The 15,992-nt window shown below is 64.5% G+C and carries 15 protein-coding genes; 10 read left to right on the forward strand and 5 right to left on the reverse strand.

The features are described 5' to 3' along the window. Window positions 1-8: 8 nt before the first annotated feature. The 5 genes from PBR20603_RS04525 to PBR20603_RS04545 form a co-directional block, all read right to left on the reverse strand. Complete coding sequence (locus tag PBR20603_RS04525) at window positions 9-263, reverse strand: hypothetical protein (RefSeq protein WP_246174398.1); 255 nt, start codon at window positions 261-263, stop codon at window positions 9-11. Beyond that, window positions 253-531 (reverse strand): hypothetical protein, encoded by a 279-nt coding sequence (locus tag PBR20603_RS04530; protein ID WP_150558375.1) that lies wholly within the window; start codon window positions 529-531, stop codon window positions 253-255. The genes PBR20603_RS04525 and PBR20603_RS04530 overlap by 11 nt, the downstream gene beginning before the upstream one ends. Window positions 532-831: 300 nt before the next feature. Beyond that, entirely contained in the window at window positions 832-1,914 is a 1,083-nt protein-coding gene (locus PBR20603_RS04535; protein WP_150558376.1) for a fatty acid desaturase family protein, read from the reverse strand. A gap of 153 nt (window positions 1,915-2,067) precedes the next feature. Next, a complete protein-coding gene (locus PBR20603_RS04540) occupies window positions 2,068-2,340 on the reverse strand; it encodes a helix-turn-helix domain-containing protein (RefSeq protein ID WP_174977779.1) in 273 nt (90 codons plus the stop codon). Further along, window positions 2,333-4,645 carry an FdhF/YdeP family oxidoreductase gene (locus PBR20603_RS04545; RefSeq protein WP_150558378.1) on the reverse strand — a complete coding sequence of 771 codons (2,313 nt, stop codon included), beginning with the start codon at window positions 4,643-4,645 and terminating at the stop codon, window positions 2,333-2,335. The genes PBR20603_RS04540 and PBR20603_RS04545 overlap by 8 nt, the downstream gene beginning before the upstream one ends. Before the next feature lie 230 nt (window positions 4,646-4,875). Between PBR20603_RS04545 and PBR20603_RS04550 the strand changes: the two genes are divergently transcribed. The 10 genes from PBR20603_RS04550 to PBR20603_RS04595 all read left to right on the forward strand — a co-directional run bounded on the left by PBR20603_RS04550 (window position 4,876) and on the right by PBR20603_RS04595 (window position 15,906). Beyond that, window positions 4,876-5,949, forward strand: a complete 1,074-nt coding sequence (locus tag PBR20603_RS04550) for a substrate-binding domain-containing protein (RefSeq protein WP_150558379.1) — start codon at window positions 4,876-4,878, stop codon at window positions 5,947-5,949. Between the two features lie 257 nt (window positions 5,950-6,206). Then, on the forward strand, window positions 6,207-6,689 hold the full coding sequence (locus PBR20603_RS04555; RefSeq protein ID WP_150558380.1) for an NAD(P)H-dependent oxidoreductase subunit E: 483 nt from the start codon (window positions 6,207-6,209) through the stop codon (window positions 6,687-6,689). Further along, the gene (locus PBR20603_RS04560; RefSeq protein ID WP_150558381.1) at window positions 6,682-8,322 is read left to right on the forward strand and encodes a formate dehydrogenase beta subunit; all 1,641 of its coding nucleotides are present in this window, start codon (window positions 6,682-6,684) and stop codon (window positions 8,320-8,322) included. The genes PBR20603_RS04555 and PBR20603_RS04560 overlap by 8 nt, the downstream gene beginning before the upstream one ends. A gap of 30 nt (window positions 8,323-8,352) precedes the next feature. Further along, window positions 8,353-11,238, forward strand: coding sequence for a formate dehydrogenase subunit alpha (fdhF, locus tag PBR20603_RS04565; protein ID WP_150558382.1), 2,886 nt, complete (start codon window positions 8,353-8,355; stop codon window positions 11,236-11,238). A gap of 33 nt (window positions 11,239-11,271) precedes the next feature. Next, on the forward strand, window positions 11,272-12,201 hold the full coding sequence (gene fdhD / locus PBR20603_RS04570; protein WP_150558383.1) for a formate dehydrogenase accessory sulfurtransferase FdhD: 930 nt from the start codon (window positions 11,272-11,274) through the stop codon (window positions 12,199-12,201). A gap of 27 nt (window positions 12,202-12,228) precedes the next feature. Beyond that, window positions 12,229-12,462 carry a formate dehydrogenase subunit delta gene (locus tag PBR20603_RS04575; protein ID WP_150558384.1) on the forward strand — a complete coding sequence of 78 codons (234 nt, stop codon included), beginning with the start codon at window positions 12,229-12,231 and terminating at the stop codon, window positions 12,460-12,462. A gap of 86 nt (window positions 12,463-12,548) precedes the next feature. Further along, window positions 12,549-12,800, forward strand: coding sequence for a hypothetical protein (locus tag PBR20603_RS04580; protein ID WP_150558385.1), 252 nt, complete (start codon window positions 12,549-12,551; stop codon window positions 12,798-12,800). Between the two features lie 203 nt (window positions 12,801-13,003). After that, complete coding sequence (locus PBR20603_RS04585; RefSeq protein ID WP_150558386.1) at window positions 13,004-13,372, forward strand: hypothetical protein; 369 nt, start codon at window positions 13,004-13,006, stop codon at window positions 13,370-13,372. Between the two features lie 117 nt (window positions 13,373-13,489). Continuing rightward, complete coding sequence (locus PBR20603_RS04590; protein ID WP_150558387.1) at window positions 13,490-14,251, forward strand: phytanoyl-CoA dioxygenase family protein; 762 nt, start codon at window positions 13,490-13,492, stop codon at window positions 14,249-14,251. A 260-nt stretch (window positions 14,252-14,511) separates the two neighbouring features. Beyond that, window positions 14,512-15,906: a sodium-dependent transporter gene (locus PBR20603_RS04595; protein WP_246174400.1), complete on the forward strand. Its 1,395-nt coding sequence runs from the start codon at window positions 14,512-14,514 to the stop codon at window positions 15,904-15,906. The last annotated feature ends 86 nt before the right edge of the window (window positions 15,907-15,992 follow it).

The raw sequence follows: 15,992 nt of genomic DNA on the forward strand, positions 1-15,992 counted from the left end.
GACGATCCTTACCAGACGGTGCGCGCCAGCAGCAGCGCGGCCCAGGCGACGACGGTGGTGGCGCCAAGGCCAACCCAAGCGCGCGTGGCGGTGCGGCTCGCGTAGACCACGGCGAACAGGCCGAGCCACACGAGCGGGAAGAGGGCGATGACCGGAATGACAGCGGTTTGCCAACCGGCGGGCGTCAGGTAGGCGATGGCTCCGCACAGCGCCATGGCGGCGAAGAAGCCGAGCACGAGGCCCGCGAAGGTTCTACTCCACATGGGCGTCTCCGCGCAGCCAGTGCCAGCCGCCATCGGCATACGGCCAGAAGAGCAGGCCGAAACACAGCGACATGAAAGTCGCTGCGATGCCGGCCGACGCGCCGGCAGCCAGCCACCAGCATGCGAGGCAGGCAATGGCAGCGGCCAACGAGAGCACCCGCGCGGGGTGCGCCGGCAGACGCCGCGCCCGTAAGCGCTGGTGTTCCGAAGTGAGGTAGCAGGCGCCGCCCGCCAGCCATGCCAGTGCAATGGCCAATGCAATCAACATGCTTGGGAATCGTTGAAAAAATAGGTCCCCGCAAGCAACAACGCCGCCCTTGGGCGACGTGGCTGGCGAAGCAAATCCACCAACAGCTCTCGTCGAACGTTTCGGTCACCCAAATAGGCGAATCTCAATGCGAACGTTAACGAAAACGATTCGCATTTATATCACGATTCGGATAAATCCCGAAATACCCTGAGCTGAATGCGTGAGGCGTTGGGGTGGCTTGCGTGGTAAGCAGACAACGGCGCCTGCTGCGCCGTTGTGTGCGGGGGATTGGCTGGGCGTGGACGAGACGTGCCGGGCTTAGGGTGCCGCTGCTTTGCGTGCCGCCAGCGTTGCCGTCGACAGTGGGCCCGCGAACTGACGCAAGACGGCATGCCAGTACGGAATCGCCGGCCCGCCGGTCGGTTGGGCGGCATCGATTTGCGGCAAGAGATGCCAGGGCGCTGTCGGGTACTGGTGATGCACGCGGTGCAGGTGCTGGTTGAGCAGCAGGGCGCGGCCCGGCGCGGGGGCCAGGAAGTTGCGTGCGCGTGCCGGCTCGTCCATTGCCACGCCATAGTGCGGCAGGTTGTCGGCGATTGACAGCCAGATGCCGCGCGCGGCGAACGTCGCCACAAACACGGGCCACCAGGGGCCATATGTCCAGAGGGCCACGGCCAGCGCGGCGAGCAGGACAAGGAAGTCGCGCCGAATCCGGTGACGACGGATCGGATCGGACGCGAACATGACGACGCGGCGGCGTACGTCCTCGTCTTCCGGATCACCGCCAAGCGCGCTCAGGGCGAGTGCGGGCAGACGCCTGACGGGCAACCACGAGATGACGGGGGCCAAGACTTCCGCGAGCCACATGCCGCCAAGCAGCCGCAACTGGTAGCCGAGCCACTTCTGTGCGCGAAGGGGCAGTGGCGCATTGTCGGGCAGCGTTGAAATATCGGGGCGATCGAAGGGCTGGCGCGTAAAGCGGTGATGCATCAGATGCCCGAACCGCATGATCTCGAACGGCAGGCCGAGCAACAGGGAGAGCGCGCGGCCCGTGCGCTCATTGGCGCGCGCCTTCAGACGCAACTGGCCGTGGATGGACTCGTGGATCAGACCCCAGTGCATGGGGGTGAGCACCAGCACGGGAATCAGCGTCCAGGCCGCGACCTCGCCCCAATGGCGCAGTGCCCAGCCCAGTCCCAGCCATTGCCAGAGCCCGGTGAATCCCGTCAGACCGATGAGCCAGGGGTTCCAGCGCGACGGGCGGGCATGACGCCACAAAGCGGGAGACGCAAGGGTCTCGTTGGCGAGGGGGGGCGGCAGGTCAAGCGATAAGGGGGTAACAGAAACAGCGGCGGACGTGGCGGTGTCGATCTCTGCCGGACGCGCAACGACATTCTCCATGGGGTCTCCGTGACGTTGGGGGCCGCGTGCTGGACGCCAAGATACGCAGATCGGGTATGGCCAGACACGGTGGCGACGAGTGTAAGTCGCGTCTCGGGATGGAAATATGTCAGTCGCGTTGCAGTGCCTTACTTGCGGGGCCTTTCCGGCGGCTCACCTCAGACTGTCGCACTGCGAGACGCCGGCGTCAGTCAGGCGCGCGAGCCGCAGTCCCCGTTGGCCGTCTTCGAGCGAGATCCAGCCGGCGTCGGTGAGCACGCTGAGATAACGCAGCAGCGTGCTCATGGGCAGTGCGCAGCGCTTCGCGAGCCGCGCGAGCGAGAGCGACTCGCGGCCTTCCCGGCGGCCATCGGCCAACGTCACGAGCAAGCGCGCCAGGTCCTGCTCGACCTGCGCGAGACGGGTGCCGGCACCTCCATCATCCATGACGGCGCTCCAGCAGCACAGGAATCGACTTCGACGTCGGCGTGCCGGCGTCATCGGCGGTGGCATCGAGCGGCACCAGCCCGTTGGTCTCGGGGTAGTAGGCCGCGATACAGCCGCGCGGAATGTCGTAGGCGACGAGCAGGAAGTCATCGGCACGTCGTGCAATGCCGTCGTGCCAGACACCTACGACGTCGACATGTTCGCCTGCGCGCAAGCCCTGGGCATCCAGATCCTCGATGTTCGCGAAGACGACGCGGCGTTGTCCGAACACGCCGCGATACCGGTCGTTCAGGCCGTAGATCGTGGTGTTGTATTGATCGTGCGAGCGGATCGTGGCGAGTTGCAGCACGTCGGCGCCGCGCTCGCCTGCCTGACGGCGCGCCACATCGATCGGCAACTCGCGCGGCAGTGCGTGCGTGGTGAAGTTGGCGCGCCCATTGGCCGTCAGCCACTGACGCTCCGACGGCGGCACGGCCAGCCGGAAGCCGCCGGGACGCCGCACGCGGCGGTTGAAATCTGCGAAATCGTCGAAGGTGGCGGCGATGGCGTCGCGAATGCGGTCGTAATCGTCCACGTACCAGTGCCAGTCGTCGTGGCCGCCGGGGGCGCGGCCCATCGTTGCCTGCGCCATGCCCGCCACGATGGCCGGTTCCGAGCGCAAATGCGCCGATGCCGGGGCATTGATGCCATACGACAGGTGAACCATGCTCATCGAGTCTTCAACAGTGACGCCTTGCACGGCACCCTTCTGCATGTCGATTTCGGTGCGGCCGAGGCACGGCAGAATCAGCGCGTCGCGTCCATGAACGAGATGGCTGCGGTTGAGCTTGGTCGCCACGTGCACCGTCAGGTCGCACTGGCGCAGACCTTCCCAGGTGCGCGGCGTGTCGGGCGTGGCCATCGCGAAGTTGCCGCCCATGCCGATGAAAACCTTAATACGGCCGCCCAGCATGGCCGAGATCGTATCGACGACGCCAAGCCCTTCGCGTCGTGGCGGAGCGAAATCGAATACCTTGCCGAGCCGGTCGAGGAACGCGGCCGACGGCTTTTCATTGATGCCGACGGTGCGGTCGCCCTGCACATTGCTGTGGCCACGCACGGGGCACAGGCCCGCGCCGGGGCGTCCGATGTTGCCGCGCAGGAGCATCAGGTTGACGATCATCTGAATGGTCGCCACAGCCTGCTTGTGCTGGGTGATGCCCATGCCCCACGTGGCGATGACGCGCTCGCCACGCAGATAGACGTCGGCAATCTGGCACATTCGCGCTTGCGGCACGCCGGAAGCGCGCTCGAGATCGTCCCAGCGCTCGGCACGCACGTCGGCCGCGAAGTCCTCGAAGCCGTGGGTGTGTTCCGCGATGAAGGCGTCGTCGAGCAGGGCAGGTTCGCCATTGGCGCGCGCCTCGCTGTCACGCGCCAGCACATGCTTGATGACACCTTTCACGAACGCAAAGTCGCCACCGCTCGACGGCGTGACGTAGTGACCGCTGATTGCGGTACCTCCCATGCTTAGCATTTCGGCCGGACGTTGCGGGTCGGCGAAGCGCTCCAACCCGCGTTCGTGCAGCAGATTGACCGACACGATGGTGGCGCCGCGCCGGGCGGCCTCGCGCAGTTCACCGAGCATGCGCGGGTGATTGGTGCCCGGGTTCTGTCCGAACAGCAGCAGCGTGTCGGCCAGCGCGAAGTCGTCGAGCGTGACCGTGCCCTTGCCAAGTCCCACGACCGGTGGCAAACCCACGCTCGTCGGCTCGTGGCACATGTTCGAGCAGTCCGGGAAATTGTTGGTGCCGTACTGACGAACGAAGAGCTGATAGAGAAACGCGGCTTCGTTACTCGTGCGCCCGGAGGTATAGAACGCAGCCTGATCGGGATCGGGCAGGGCGCGCAGGTGTTTGCCGATCAAGGCGAAGGCGTCGTCCCAGGCGATCGGGGTGTAGCGATCGGTGGTCGCGTCGTAACGCATGGGATGCGTGAGACGGCCGTAACCTTCGAGCGTGTAATCGTCGAGGGCGAGCAGGTCGGTCACGCTATGCTCGGCAAAAAATGCGGGCGTGACGCGGCGCTTGGTGGCCTCGGCGGCGACGGCCTTGGCGCCGTTTTCACAGAATTCGAACGTCGAGGCGTGCTCTCGGTCGGGCCATGCACAGCCCGGACAGTCGAAGCCGCTGGGCTGGTTCGCGCTGAGCAGCGTGCGCGCGCCTTTGAGGGGAATGCCTTGGGTGACGAGTTGGATGGCGACGTTCTTGAGCGCGCCCCAACCACCAGCGGGACGATCGTACGGAGCAATTTTCGGGGCAGACATGACGCGAGTTCAGGCGGGGGTGGCTGGCACGGTGCGTCGAGAGGGGGCGCCTCGGCCAAGGACAAACGTTAACGTCAAATAGGCAAATTGATGCATAATTTGAGCGCATCGAGAGGGTGCTTGCATACTGATGTGAACGCAAAACACCCTGTAAATTCGACGTTTTCAGGCATCTTATCAGGATTTTGCATAGATACATTTATGCAATGAATAGCATATAAGGTGAATCAGTGAAGCAAATTTCCATCGCCCCGCAGCTCCGCTTTCGCCACGACGGCAACGATCTCCCGCTCGACAAGGTGTTGTCGCTGCTCACCGAAGTGCAGACGCATGGCAACTTGCAGGCAGCCAGCCAGGTACTCGGGCAGTCGTACCGCGGCGCGTGGGGGCACATTAAGGAAGTCGAATCGCTCATGGGGGCGCCCTTGCTGACGATGGCTCGTGGACGTGGTGCGGTGCTCACGCCGCTGGCCCAACGCCTGTTATGGGGGCAAAAGCGTTTGCAGGCACGGCTGGGGCCTCTGCTGGAGACGATGGCGTCGGAGTTGCAGACGGAACTCGACGACCTGCTGCTGCAGGAGAGCGATCAGCTACGGCTTTTCGCGAGTCACGGATTGGCCGTCGCTGCGTTGGTCGAATTCGCGGGGCGCGCCGGCTTGCCCATCGACGTGAGCTATCGCGGCAGTATCGAAGCGATTGCGGCACTGGCGAAGCATGAGTGCGAAGTCGCGAGCTTTCATGTGCCGATCGGTGCGCTCGCGGAACCTGTGCTGGCTCACTACGGCCCCTTGCTCAAGGGCAAGTCGTATCGGGTGGCCGATGTCGCGTCTCGCCGTCTCGGGCTCATCGTTGCGCGAGGCAACCCGCTCGGTATCCGCTCGCTAGCCGACTTGCCGCGTACCGGGGCGAGGTTCGCCAACCGGGAGCGCGGGTCGGGCACGCGAATCATCTTCGATCTCCTGCTCGCGCGCGAAGGGATCGATCCGGCCGCCATTGCGGGCGCCGAGAACATCGAGTTCACGCATGCCGCCGTGGCCGCCTACATTGCGAGTGGCCGCGCCGACGCGGGACTTGCCATCGAAGCCGCAGCCAGTCAGTTCGGACTCGACTTTCTGCCGATCCTGACCGAGCGCTATTGCCTGATGTTCCCGGAGAGCGGCAGCGATTCTCCGCATCTGCAAGGACTGCTGGAGATTCTGCAAAGCGGGGAGTACCGGCAGGCGGTTCATGCCATTCCCGGCTACAGCGAAGCGGCGACGGGGCGCGTCACGCCGCTGGCCGAGGCGTTCCCTTCGTTGGGGTGATATTGCATATGCAATTATTTGCATATTATGAGTGCGGAGATTCATGCTGCTAGACGTCCGGCCAGTGCGGCTTGTGCCCGTGACTGCATGTTGCTGTGCAGCGAACGGCGCAAAAATGAACCATCGGTGTTTTCACGAGGCTTGTTGGGTGGGGGCATTTGGACTAATGTCCTAAGTGCCGAGCCCCCAGAAACGGGTTGTCATCATATGCAATGAAGAACATATGAGACGCCGTTTTGCCTCAGGAGATATTCGAGATGGTGCCCACCTCTAATGCAACGCTTGCGCCGTTGCTGGCTCGCCACGCCGGCCGCGCGCACGAGTTGCTGCCGCTGTTGCATGCCTTGCAGGACAGCGATGGCTACGTCGACCCGGCGCATGTGCCGGCGATCGCCGACGCCCTGAATCTTTCACGCGCCGAAGTCCACGGCGTCATCACCTTCTATCACCACTTCCGCAGCGCGCCGCCCCCGTCCACCGTGGTGCAGATCTGCCGTGCAGAGGCGTGCCGCAGTCGCGACGGCGAAGCGCTCGTCGCTCATGTTGAGGCGTGTACGGGGGCGCATATCGATGGCGAACCGTGTCACGGTGTTGGTATCGAGTCGGTGTATTGCCTTGGGCAATGCGCCTTGTCCCCGGCGGTGACGATCAACGGCGAACTGCATGCGCGCGTAAGCCCGGCGCGGTTCGACGCCTTGTTGGCATCGGCGTCGGCGCCCAAGGAGGGGGGACATGTCTGAGCCTTCGAAGCAAGCGCCGTATCGCATCTATATCCCGCGCGATTCGGCTGCCCTGGCGTTAGGCGCGGACCGGCTCGCGGCTGCAGTGGCAACGGAAGCCGTCCGGCGAGGGGTTTCCGTCGAGATTGTTCGCAACGGCTCGCGAGGGTTGTTCTGGCTGGAGCCGCTTGTCGAAGTGGCGACACCGGCCGGGCGTGTTGGCTACAGCAACGTGCAGGCAGCGCAGGTCGCCGGGCTTTTCGATAGCGGATGGCCTGCCCGCGCGATGCAAGACGCCGCGCGCGAATCTTCCGCTGAAGATCCCGACGGCAGTTGGGAAGCACCGATGCCCGCATGTGTCGGATTGGTCGACGCGATCCCGTATCTCGCGCGCCAGCAGCGTTTGACGTTTGCGCGTGTGGGCGTGACCGATCCGCTCGACCCGGCGGACTATGAAGCGCATGGCGGTCTGGCGGGGCTGCGCGCCTGTCTTGCGCTCGACGCCGAGGCCGCGTGCCAGACCGTGCTCGACTCGGGGCTGCGTGGACGCGGCGGGGCGGCCTTTCCGGCAGGCATCAAATGGCGCACCGTGAGCCGTGCTCAATCGGCGTGCAAGTACGTCGTCTGCAACGCCGACGAAGGCGACTCGGGCACATTTGCCGACCGGCTCATCATGGAGAGCGATCCGTTCGTACTCATCGAGGGGATGCTTATTGCTGCGCTGTCTGTCGGCGCGAGTGAGGGCATTGTCTACGTGCGCAGCGAGTATCCCCGCGCTATCGCGGCCCTCGAGGCCGCCATCGCCGTGGCGCGCCGCGAAGGCTGGCTCGGTGCCGATGTGCTGGGATCGGGGCGGGCGTGCGAGTTGCGGGTGGCCAAAGCCGCCGGGGCCTACATTTGCGGCGAGGAAACGGCGTTGCTGGAAAGTCTGGAAGGCAAGCGTGGCGTGGTGCGCGCGAAGCCGCCGATTCCCGCGCTGGCAGGGCTCTTCGGGCAACCGACACTAATCAATAACGTCATTACGCTGGCGAGCGTGCCGTTCATCTTCGCGCACGGCGCTGCGGTCTATCGCGAGTTCGGCATGGGCCGTTCGCAGGGCACGCTGCCGGTCCAGCTTGCGGGCAACATTCGCCGCGGCGGCCTTGTGGAGCTGGCGTTCGGGGTGACGCTGCGCACGCTGCTTGACGACTTTGGCGGCGGTACGGCGAGTGGGCGTCCCGCCAAGGCCATTCAGGTCGGTGGCCCGCTGGGCGCGTATCTGCCGAGCGCGCAGTGGGATGTGCCGATGGACTACGAGGCCTATGCGGCGCTAGGGGCAGTCGTGGGTCACGGCGGCGTGGTCGTGCATGACGACACGGCGGATCTCGCGGCGCTGGCCAGCTACGCGATGCAGTTCTGCGCACACGAGTCGTGCGGCAAATGCACGCCGTGCCGTATCGGGTCGACGCGCGGTGTCGAAGTGATCGATCGGATCCGGCGTGGGGATACGTCGTCGCGGCAGGTGCAACTGCTGCACGATCTTTGCGACACGATGGTGGCGGGGTCGCTGTGTGCGATGGGCGGCATGACGCCGTTCCCGGTGCGCTCCGCGCTCGACCATTTCCCGGCGGACTTTGGTCTGCCCGATGGCGCCGGGGGCGCCGAAGCTGCCTGACGCGCATGCGCCGGTCAGAGAGGAGAACACATGATCCATTCGAATGCACACGTCACGCCGGGGCACGGCCCGGACATGGGTACGCCGCTACGCGAGAGCGAAGTCGATGTCACGCTCGAGATCGACGGCCAGACCGTGACCGTGCCTGCCGGCACGTCGATCATGCGCGCCGCTGCGGGTAACGACGTCAACATCCCGAAGCTCTGTGCGACGGACTCGCTCGAGCCCTTTGGGTCTTGCCGGTTGTGCCTCGTCGAGATCGAGGGCAGGCGCGGGTTTCCCGCCTCGTGTACGACCCCCGTCGAGCCGGGCATGAAGGTGCGAACACAGTCGCCCAAGTTGCAGGATTTGCGTCGCAACGTGATGGAACTCTACATCTCCGATCACCCGCTCGACTGCCTGACCTGCGCGGCCAACGGCGACTGCGAATTGCAGGACATGGCGGGCGTGACCGGGCTGCGTGAGGTGCGTTACGGCTTCGATGGCGAGAACCATATCAAGAGCGCAAAAGACGAGTCGAATCCGTATTTCACTTATGACCCGTCGAAATGCATTGTCTGCAACCGTTGTGTGCGGGCGTGTGAGGAGACGCAGGGCACCTTTGCGCTGACGATCTCAGGCCGTGGCTTCGAGGCGCGCGTCTCGGCCGGGCAGGACCAGCCGTTCATGGATTCGGAGTGCGTGTCTTGCGGCGCCTGCGTTGCGGCCTGCCCGACGGCGACGCTGCAGGAAAAGAGTGTCATCGAGATGGGGCAGCCGGAACATGCCGTGGTCACGACGTGTGCCTACTGTGGTGTTGGCTGTGCGTTCAAGGCGGAAATGAAGGGCGGGGAAGTCGTGCGCATGACGCCCTACAAGGACGGTCTCGCGAACGAGGGGCATGCCTGCGTGAAGGGACGCTTTGCCTGGGGATACGCCACGCACAAGGAGCGCATCACCAAGCCGATGATCCGCAGCAAGATCACCGACCCGTGGCGCGAAGTGTCTTGGGACGAGGCGCTGGACTACGCGGCGTCGGAGTTCCGGCGGATTCAGGCAAAGCACGGGCGTGACGCCATCGGGGGCATCACATCGTCGCGTTGCACGAACGAAGAAACGTACCTCGTGCAAAAGCTTGTGCGCGCCGCGTTCGGTAACAACAACGTCGATACCTGCGCGCGGGTGTGCCATTCGCCGACGGGCTACGGCCTGAAACAAACGCTCGGCGAGTCTGCCGGCACGCAGACGTTCAAGTCGATCGAGCACGCCGACGTCATTCTCGTGATGGGGGCCAACCCGACCGATGGCCACCCGGTATTCGCTTCGCGGCTCAAGCGCCGGGTGCGTGAGGGGGCGAAGCTGATCGTCATCGATCCGCGCCGCATCGACATCGTCGACGGGCCGCATGTCAAGGCGGCGTATCACTTGCCGTTGCGTCCTGGGACCAATGTCGCGATGGTGAATGCCTTGGCGCATGTGATCGTGACCGAAGGGCTTCTGGCCAAGGAGTTCATCTCCGAACGATGCGAAGACCGGGCGTTCGCGCAGTGGCGCGACTTCGTGGCGCTGCCGGAGAATTCGCCCGAAGCGGTGTCCATCGTCACCGGTGTGCCTGCCGAGCAGATTCGCGGCGCGGCGCGGCTATACGCGACGGGCGGCAATGCGGCGATCTATTACGGGCTGGGGGTGACGGAGCACGCACAAGGGTCGACCACGGTCATGGGCATTGCGAATCTGGCGATGGCCACGGGCAACGTCGGGCGAGAGGGCGTGGGGGTGAACCCGTTGCGCGGGCAGAACAACGTGCAGGGATCGTGCGACATGGGGTCGTTCCCCCATGAGCTGCCCGGCTATCGGCATGTCTCCGATACGTTGGTGCGCGAGCAATTCGAAGCGGCGTGGGGCGTCACGTTGCAGGCCGAGCCGGGCCTGCGCATTCCCAACATGTTCGACGCTGCGATTCACGGCAGCTTCAAGGGGCTCTACTGCCAGGGCGAGGACATTGTGCAGTCCGACCCGAACACCCAGCACGTCGCGGCGGCCATGGAGGCGATGGAATGCATCGTCGTGCAGGATATTTTCCTCAATGAGACGGCCAAATACGCGCACGTGCTGCTGCCAGGCACCACGTTCCTCGAGAAGGACGGAACGTTCACGAATGCCGAGCGGCGTATCTCGCGCGTGCGTCGCGTCATGGCGCCGCTGCCCGGCATGGCCGACTGGGAAGTGACGATTGCGCTCGCGAAGCGGCTGGGCTACGACATGCCTTATGCCCACCCGTCGCAGATCATGGACGAGATCGCCCGGCTCACGCCGACGTTCCATGGGGTGAGCTACGCGCGTCTCGATGAGGCCGGCAGCCTGCAATGGCCCTGCAACGACGATGCCCCGGACGGCACGCCGATCATGCACGTCGACGGCTTCGTGCGCGGCAAGGGGCGCTTCATCATCACGCGCTACGTGCCGACCGACGAGAAGGTTACGCCGCGCTATCCGCTGCTGCTTACCACGGGGCGCATCCTCTCGCAATACAATGTCGGAGCGCAGACGCGCCGCACGCACAACGTTCACTGGCACGATGAAGACCGGCTCGAGATCCACCCGCACGACGCGCAGGAGCGGGGCATCAAGGATAACGACTGGGTCGGCATCCGGAGCCGGGCGGGCGAGACGGTGCTGCGGGCGGTGCTCAGTGAGCGCATGCAGCCGGGCGTGGTGTACACGACGTTCCATTTCCCTGAGTCGGGGGCGAACGTCATCACGACCGACAACTCGGACTGGGCGACCAATTGTCCCGAATACAAGGTGACGGCCGTGCAAGTGCTGCCAGTGGCACAGCCCTCGGCATGGCAGGCCAACTATTCGACGTTCAACCGCACGCAGCTCGAGCTGCTCGATGCGGCCCGCACGCCCTCCGAGCCGGTGCCGGCGAAGTAGGCGGCAATCAGTGTTTTGAAGTGGAGTCAGTGTTTGACGATGTCCAACCCTTTGCGCGAGCGCGATGACGATCAATCCGGACGCGAATCGAGTGATGCAGACTCGCAGGGCATTGCTGCGCCCGTGTGCGGCGTGGCACCTGCCGCGATCGATCCGGAGGCCCTGACACCGCACGCGACGTTCGCCGTGCGGCGCTTTCGTCACGGGGCGTGGCAGCACGCGGGCGATGAACTGGCGGAGGAAGTGCCCGTCGCGCTGGAGTTCAACGGCATCTCTCATGTGGTGATGCTCGCGACCCCGGCCGATATCGAAGACTTTGCGCTGGGATTTGCGCTTTCCGAGGGCATTCTGAACGACCGGCGCGAGTGTTATGGCATTGACGTGACGGCGACGGCGCTGGGGATTACCGCGCACCTCGAAATCTCGTCGCGAGCGTTTGCCGGGCTCAAGGAGCGTCGCCGCAACCTCACGGGGCGCACCGGGTGCGGACTGTGCGGCACGGAAAGCCTCGATCAGGTGCTGCGCCCGTTACCGGCGGCTGGCCAGGCGCTTCGCGTGTCTCACGCCGCGCTGGCCGCCGCGCATGCCGGGCTGGCACGGCATCAGCCGTTGAACGGGGTGACGGGGGCCGTGCACGGCGCAGCCTGGTGTTCGCCGCAGGGGGAAATTCTTGGCTTGCGCGAAGACGTCGGCCGGCACAATGCCCTCGACAAACTGATCGGCGCACTCGCGCGCGACGAGCAGGCGTTCGACAGCGGTTTTGTATTGATGACGAGCCGTGCGAGCGTCGAAATCGTACAGAAGGCCGCGCAAGTCGGTATTCCGATGATCGCGGCCGTCTCGGCGGCCACGGCGCTGGCCGTGCGAACGGCGCAGGCGGCCGGTGTAGCGCTGGTGGGGTTTGTGCGGGGTGAGCAGTGTGTCATTTACACAGGCGGGGCGGCGCTCGATGACAGCGTCTGATGGCAACGATTGAGCAGGAGACCTCTGATGGACGGTAATAACCTCGTGCGCATGGCCAATCGCATCGCGGACTTCTTTGAATCGTTGCCCGATCGGGAGGAGGCGCTGGGCGAGGTCGCCACGCATCTGCACAAGTTCTGGGATCCGCGCATGCGTGCTCAGATTCTGGCGTTGGCCGACACACCCGAAGCGGCCGGGATGCACTCGCTTGTGCGTGAAGCACTGGCCCGTCATCGCGCCCGGCTGACGCCGTCAAGCTGAAACCCGCTTCGGCGCGAGCATACGCGGCTCGCAGTATAGTAGAGGGACGGTCGCGCACCGGCGCGGCCTCACCAGCGGAGGACTTGATGAGCGATACTCCCACGCGCAAGCCCGGCCCACAGCAACCTCACGAGGAGGACAATGTGGAGCGCGACCTCGACGAAGCACTCGAGGAGACGTTTCCGGCGAGCGACCCCGTTTCCATCGAGATCGATAAGCCGAAGCGTCCCCCTGCATCGAAAACCGCCGAGACCAAGCGTCTCGACAAAGGACTCGAAGCCACCTTCCCCGCGAGCGATCCGGTGTCGATCGATATCGGCAAGACGCCGAAGCCGTAAGGTTACGGTAGGGTTGCCGTAGGTTTGCGGTGCAATGCCGGTGGATGGCGTGCCAATCCGGCATGTTTGGGGCGCAGCCCCGTCTGACGGGGCCGCCGGCCGAAAATAAATCTCCGCCCCGGCATGGGTTTGCCGCCCGGCCGGGGTGAATTCATGGCAAAATGCCGCGCCTGACTCTCTCAGGCTGGGACTGTAGGAAATAAATGGCGGCAGGTACGGTAAAAAAAGTTCGACGCTACGCGCTGGAAACCATCGATGTGATGGGGCAGAGCGGGCTTGGCGTCGTCGAGCGCCCCGATGGGCGTTTCGTCATGTATCCGGAGTACTGGACACAGACGCAGGCGCTCAGCCAAAAAATGCGCACGTTGTACCGCCGTAATTGCCAGCTCGAATACCAATTGGCCAAGCTCACGCGCGAACTCGATCGTTTGCGCAGTGTGGTCGATACGCCGCGTCCCACGGGGAATCCGCAAGCGTCGTTGCCCGGCACCGACGTGCCGCAGCCCGAGCCTGAGCTCGAGCGCAAGCCCGCCACCGAATTACCGCCACGACGACGCAAACGCGCCGCCTAAGTGCTGTTGCCGTGACAGCCAGGTCTCGACCAGTACCGTTTCAGTTCGTCCGATTTACCCAGTAACGTTACCGAATCTCCCTCAATATTCAGCTTTTTGCTCGCTTCGCCGACCATCATGGCGCTTACTGCATCGCAACTCGAAACCTTCCGTAACGACGGTTATCTGATCCTTCCGCGCTACGTGGCGCAGGCCGACTGCGAGGCGATTCTGGCTGATGCGCGAGCGCAGTTGGCAGCAGCGACGCCGCCGCTCGAGTTCGAAGCCGACGTGGGCTATGAGGGCGCACCGCAGTCGCGTGAAGCTGAGGGCGGTCAGACCGTTCGTCGTCTGCTCAAGGCCTATGATCGTGGCGATGCGCTGCGCCGCTGGGCGACCCGCCCGGATCTGGTCGAGTCGCTCGCGCAGATCTTCGGCGAGGACGTGGTGCTGACGCTGGCCCATCACAACTGCGTGATGACCAAGCACCCGCACTTCGGCACAGCGACCGGTTGGCATCGCGACATCCGCTACTGGTCGTTCCCGCAGAATTCACTCATTTCCGTGTGGCTCGCGCTGGGGCCGGAAACGCGTGACAACGGCGCACTGCGCTTCATCCCCGGCTCGCATCGCGAGCAGCTCAAGTCGCATCAGCTCGATTCGCTAGACTTCCTGCGTCCCGACGAGCCGGACAACCAGCCGCTCGTCGCGCGTGGTCAGCAGGTTGAACTGGCGCAGGGCGATGTCGTCCTTTTCCACAGCGGCTTGTTCCACGCCGCAGGGCGCAACGAGGGCGATACCACGAAATTCTCTGTCGTGTTTGCGTATCGCGGCGAGAGCAACCCGCCAACGCCGGGCACACGCTCCGCGTCCGCAGGCGAAGTGGCGCTCGGCCACTGACGTTGCGGCTGCCGGGGATGGTAATTTCCCCGGCGCCATCTCAAATTTGGGTGCTTTCCTAAAGCGATGGGCACCTTTTCCCGCGTAGACTCTTCGACCACCCTTGTGGCGTCGAGCGCTGGCGCACGCGCACCGTATTGCCGGTAAGGCAACGCCGTGCTGTGCCAGTAATCTGCCTGACGCCATTCCATGACAAGTGTCGTGTTGCCCCTGCGGGAGTCATTCCGCCGGGCGTGCGCGGCCGTTTCCGGAGCAGATACGTGTCCCATTCGCCCATTACCCCCTCGGCACCGTCCGCCGCTTCGCCGCCAGCGGCATCCGGCGAGCCCGCTGCCGCTGGCCGCGCCACCTGGGGGTCACGGCTGGGCTTTGTCCTGGCGGCGGCCGGTTCTGCTGTGGGGCTCGGTGCCGTGTGGAAATTTCCGTACGTCGTCGGGGCGCACGGTGGCGGTGCGTTTCTTGTCGTGTATCTCGGCTGCGTGCTGTCGCTTGGCGTCGCATTGTTGCTTGCCGAGATGACCATTGGTCGATTGACAGGCAAGTCCGCGACAACGGCATTGCGTGAATTGGGCGGACGCCACTGGGCGTGGGTCGGGCGCATCGCCACCTTCAACGCCTTTGCGATTCTGTCGTTTTACGTCGTGGTCGGCGGCTGGACGGTGGCGTATCTACAGCGTGCGATCACGGGCGCGGTACTGGTAGCCGACACGGAGCGTCTTGTCAGCGAATTCTCGACGTTTATTGCAGACCCAGTCGCATCGCTCGCCACCATGGGGGTGTTTCTGGGGCTCACTTGCCTCATCGTTGCCGCCGGGGTTCAGAAGGGCATCGAGCGGGCAGGCAAGTGGCTCATGCCTGCCCTGTTTCTCCTGATGCTGCTCGTCATTGCGCGCGCACTTACATTGCCGGGCGCCATGGCAGGTGTTGCATGGTTTCTCACGCCTGACTTCTCCGTCATTTCGGGCAGTACCTTGCTCGAAGCGCTTGGCTTGGCATTTTTCTCGCTGTCGTTGGGGGCGGGCATGATCGTGGTCTATGGCTCCTATCTGCCCAAGGACGCGAAGCTGGCCGGCTCCGCCGTCTGGGTGGCGACCCTCGCAACGCTCGCCTGCTTCCTCGCGGGACTGATGATCCTGCCCGCGGTGTTTGCTTTTGGTGTTGCCCCCAACGCCGGACCGGGCCTGACTTTCATTACCATGCCCGCGATTTTCGCGCAGATGCCGTTCGGTCATCTCGTTGCGGTCGCGTTCTTCCTGCTGCTGCTGTTCGCGGCGCTGACGTCGGCAGTCTCGTTGTTCGAACCGGTCACTGCGTTTCTCATCGATGAGTACCAATGGCGTCGTGGCCCGGCTGTGGTCGCCGTGTTGGTGGCGACGTTCCTCTTCGGCGCACCGGCCGCGCTGTCTTTCGGCGTGTGGTCCGACGTGCGTCTTTTCGACCGGACGATCTTCGATCTGATGGACTATGTGACCGTCAATCTGCTCATGCCGGCAGGTGGATTATGCGTAGCGTTCTTCGTCGGTGTGCGCATCTGGCCATTGGCGCGCACCGTACTCGAGGACACACGCGGGCAGTGGTTCGTGCCGGTATGGCGGGCGCTGCTGCTCGTTCTCACGCCGGTCGCGATCGTCGGTGTGTGGTATCAGAGTCTCTGAGGTGAGGGGGCGGGCGCATGCCCGTCCGGGACTGACGCGATATCCGCGGACCGCGGGAAGATCATCGACCGCCCACGAACCGCCCA

It is taken from the genome of Pandoraea bronchicola, from assembly GCF_902459805.1.
Classification (GTDB): Bacteria; Pseudomonadota; Gammaproteobacteria; order Burkholderiales; family Burkholderiaceae; genus Pandoraea; species Pandoraea bronchicola.

What these genes read in the sequence shown, in the direction of transcription:
- PBR20603_RS04580 (WP_150558385.1), top strand. Translation starts at nt 12,549, where the DNA reads ATGAGCGATACTCCCACGCGCAAGCCCGGCCCACAGCAACCTCACGAG.
- fdhF (WP_150558382.1), top strand. Translation starts at nt 8,353, where the DNA reads ATGATCCATTCGAATGCACACGTCACGCCGGGGCACGGCCCGGACATG.
- PBR20603_RS04590 (WP_150558387.1), top strand. Translation starts at nt 13,490, where the DNA reads ATGGCGCTTACTGCATCGCAACTCGAAACCTTCCGTAACGACGGTTAT.
- PBR20603_RS04540 (WP_174977779.1), bottom strand. Translation starts at nt 2,340, where the DNA reads ATGGATGATGGAGGTGCCGGCACCCGTCTCGCGCAGGTCGAGCAGGAC.
- PBR20603_RS04530 (WP_150558375.1), bottom strand. Translation starts at nt 531, where the DNA reads ATGTTGATTGCATTGGCCATTGCACTGGCATGGCTGGCGGGCGGCGCC.
- PBR20603_RS04560 (WP_150558381.1), top strand. Translation starts at nt 6,682, where the DNA reads ATGTCTGAGCCTTCGAAGCAAGCGCCGTATCGCATCTATATCCCGCGC.
- PBR20603_RS04575 (WP_150558384.1), top strand. Translation starts at nt 12,229, where the DNA reads ATGGACGGTAATAACCTCGTGCGCATGGCCAATCGCATCGCGGACTTC.
- PBR20603_RS04585 (WP_150558386.1), top strand. Translation starts at nt 13,004, where the DNA reads ATGGCGGCAGGTACGGTAAAAAAAGTTCGACGCTACGCGCTGGAAACC.
- PBR20603_RS04535 (WP_150558376.1), bottom strand. Translation starts at nt 1,914, where the DNA reads ATGGAGAATGTCGTTGCGCGTCCGGCAGAGATCGACACCGCCACGTCC.
- PBR20603_RS04555 (WP_150558380.1), top strand. Translation starts at nt 6,207, where the DNA reads ATGGTGCCCACCTCTAATGCAACGCTTGCGCCGTTGCTGGCTCGCCAC.
- PBR20603_RS04525 (WP_246174398.1), bottom strand. Translation starts at nt 263, where the DNA reads ATGTGGAGTAGAACCTTCGCGGGCCTCGTGCTCGGCTTCTTCGCCGCC.
- PBR20603_RS04545 (WP_150558378.1), bottom strand. Translation starts at nt 4,645, where the DNA reads ATGTCTGCCCCGAAAATTGCTCCGTACGATCGTCCCGCTGGTGGTTGG.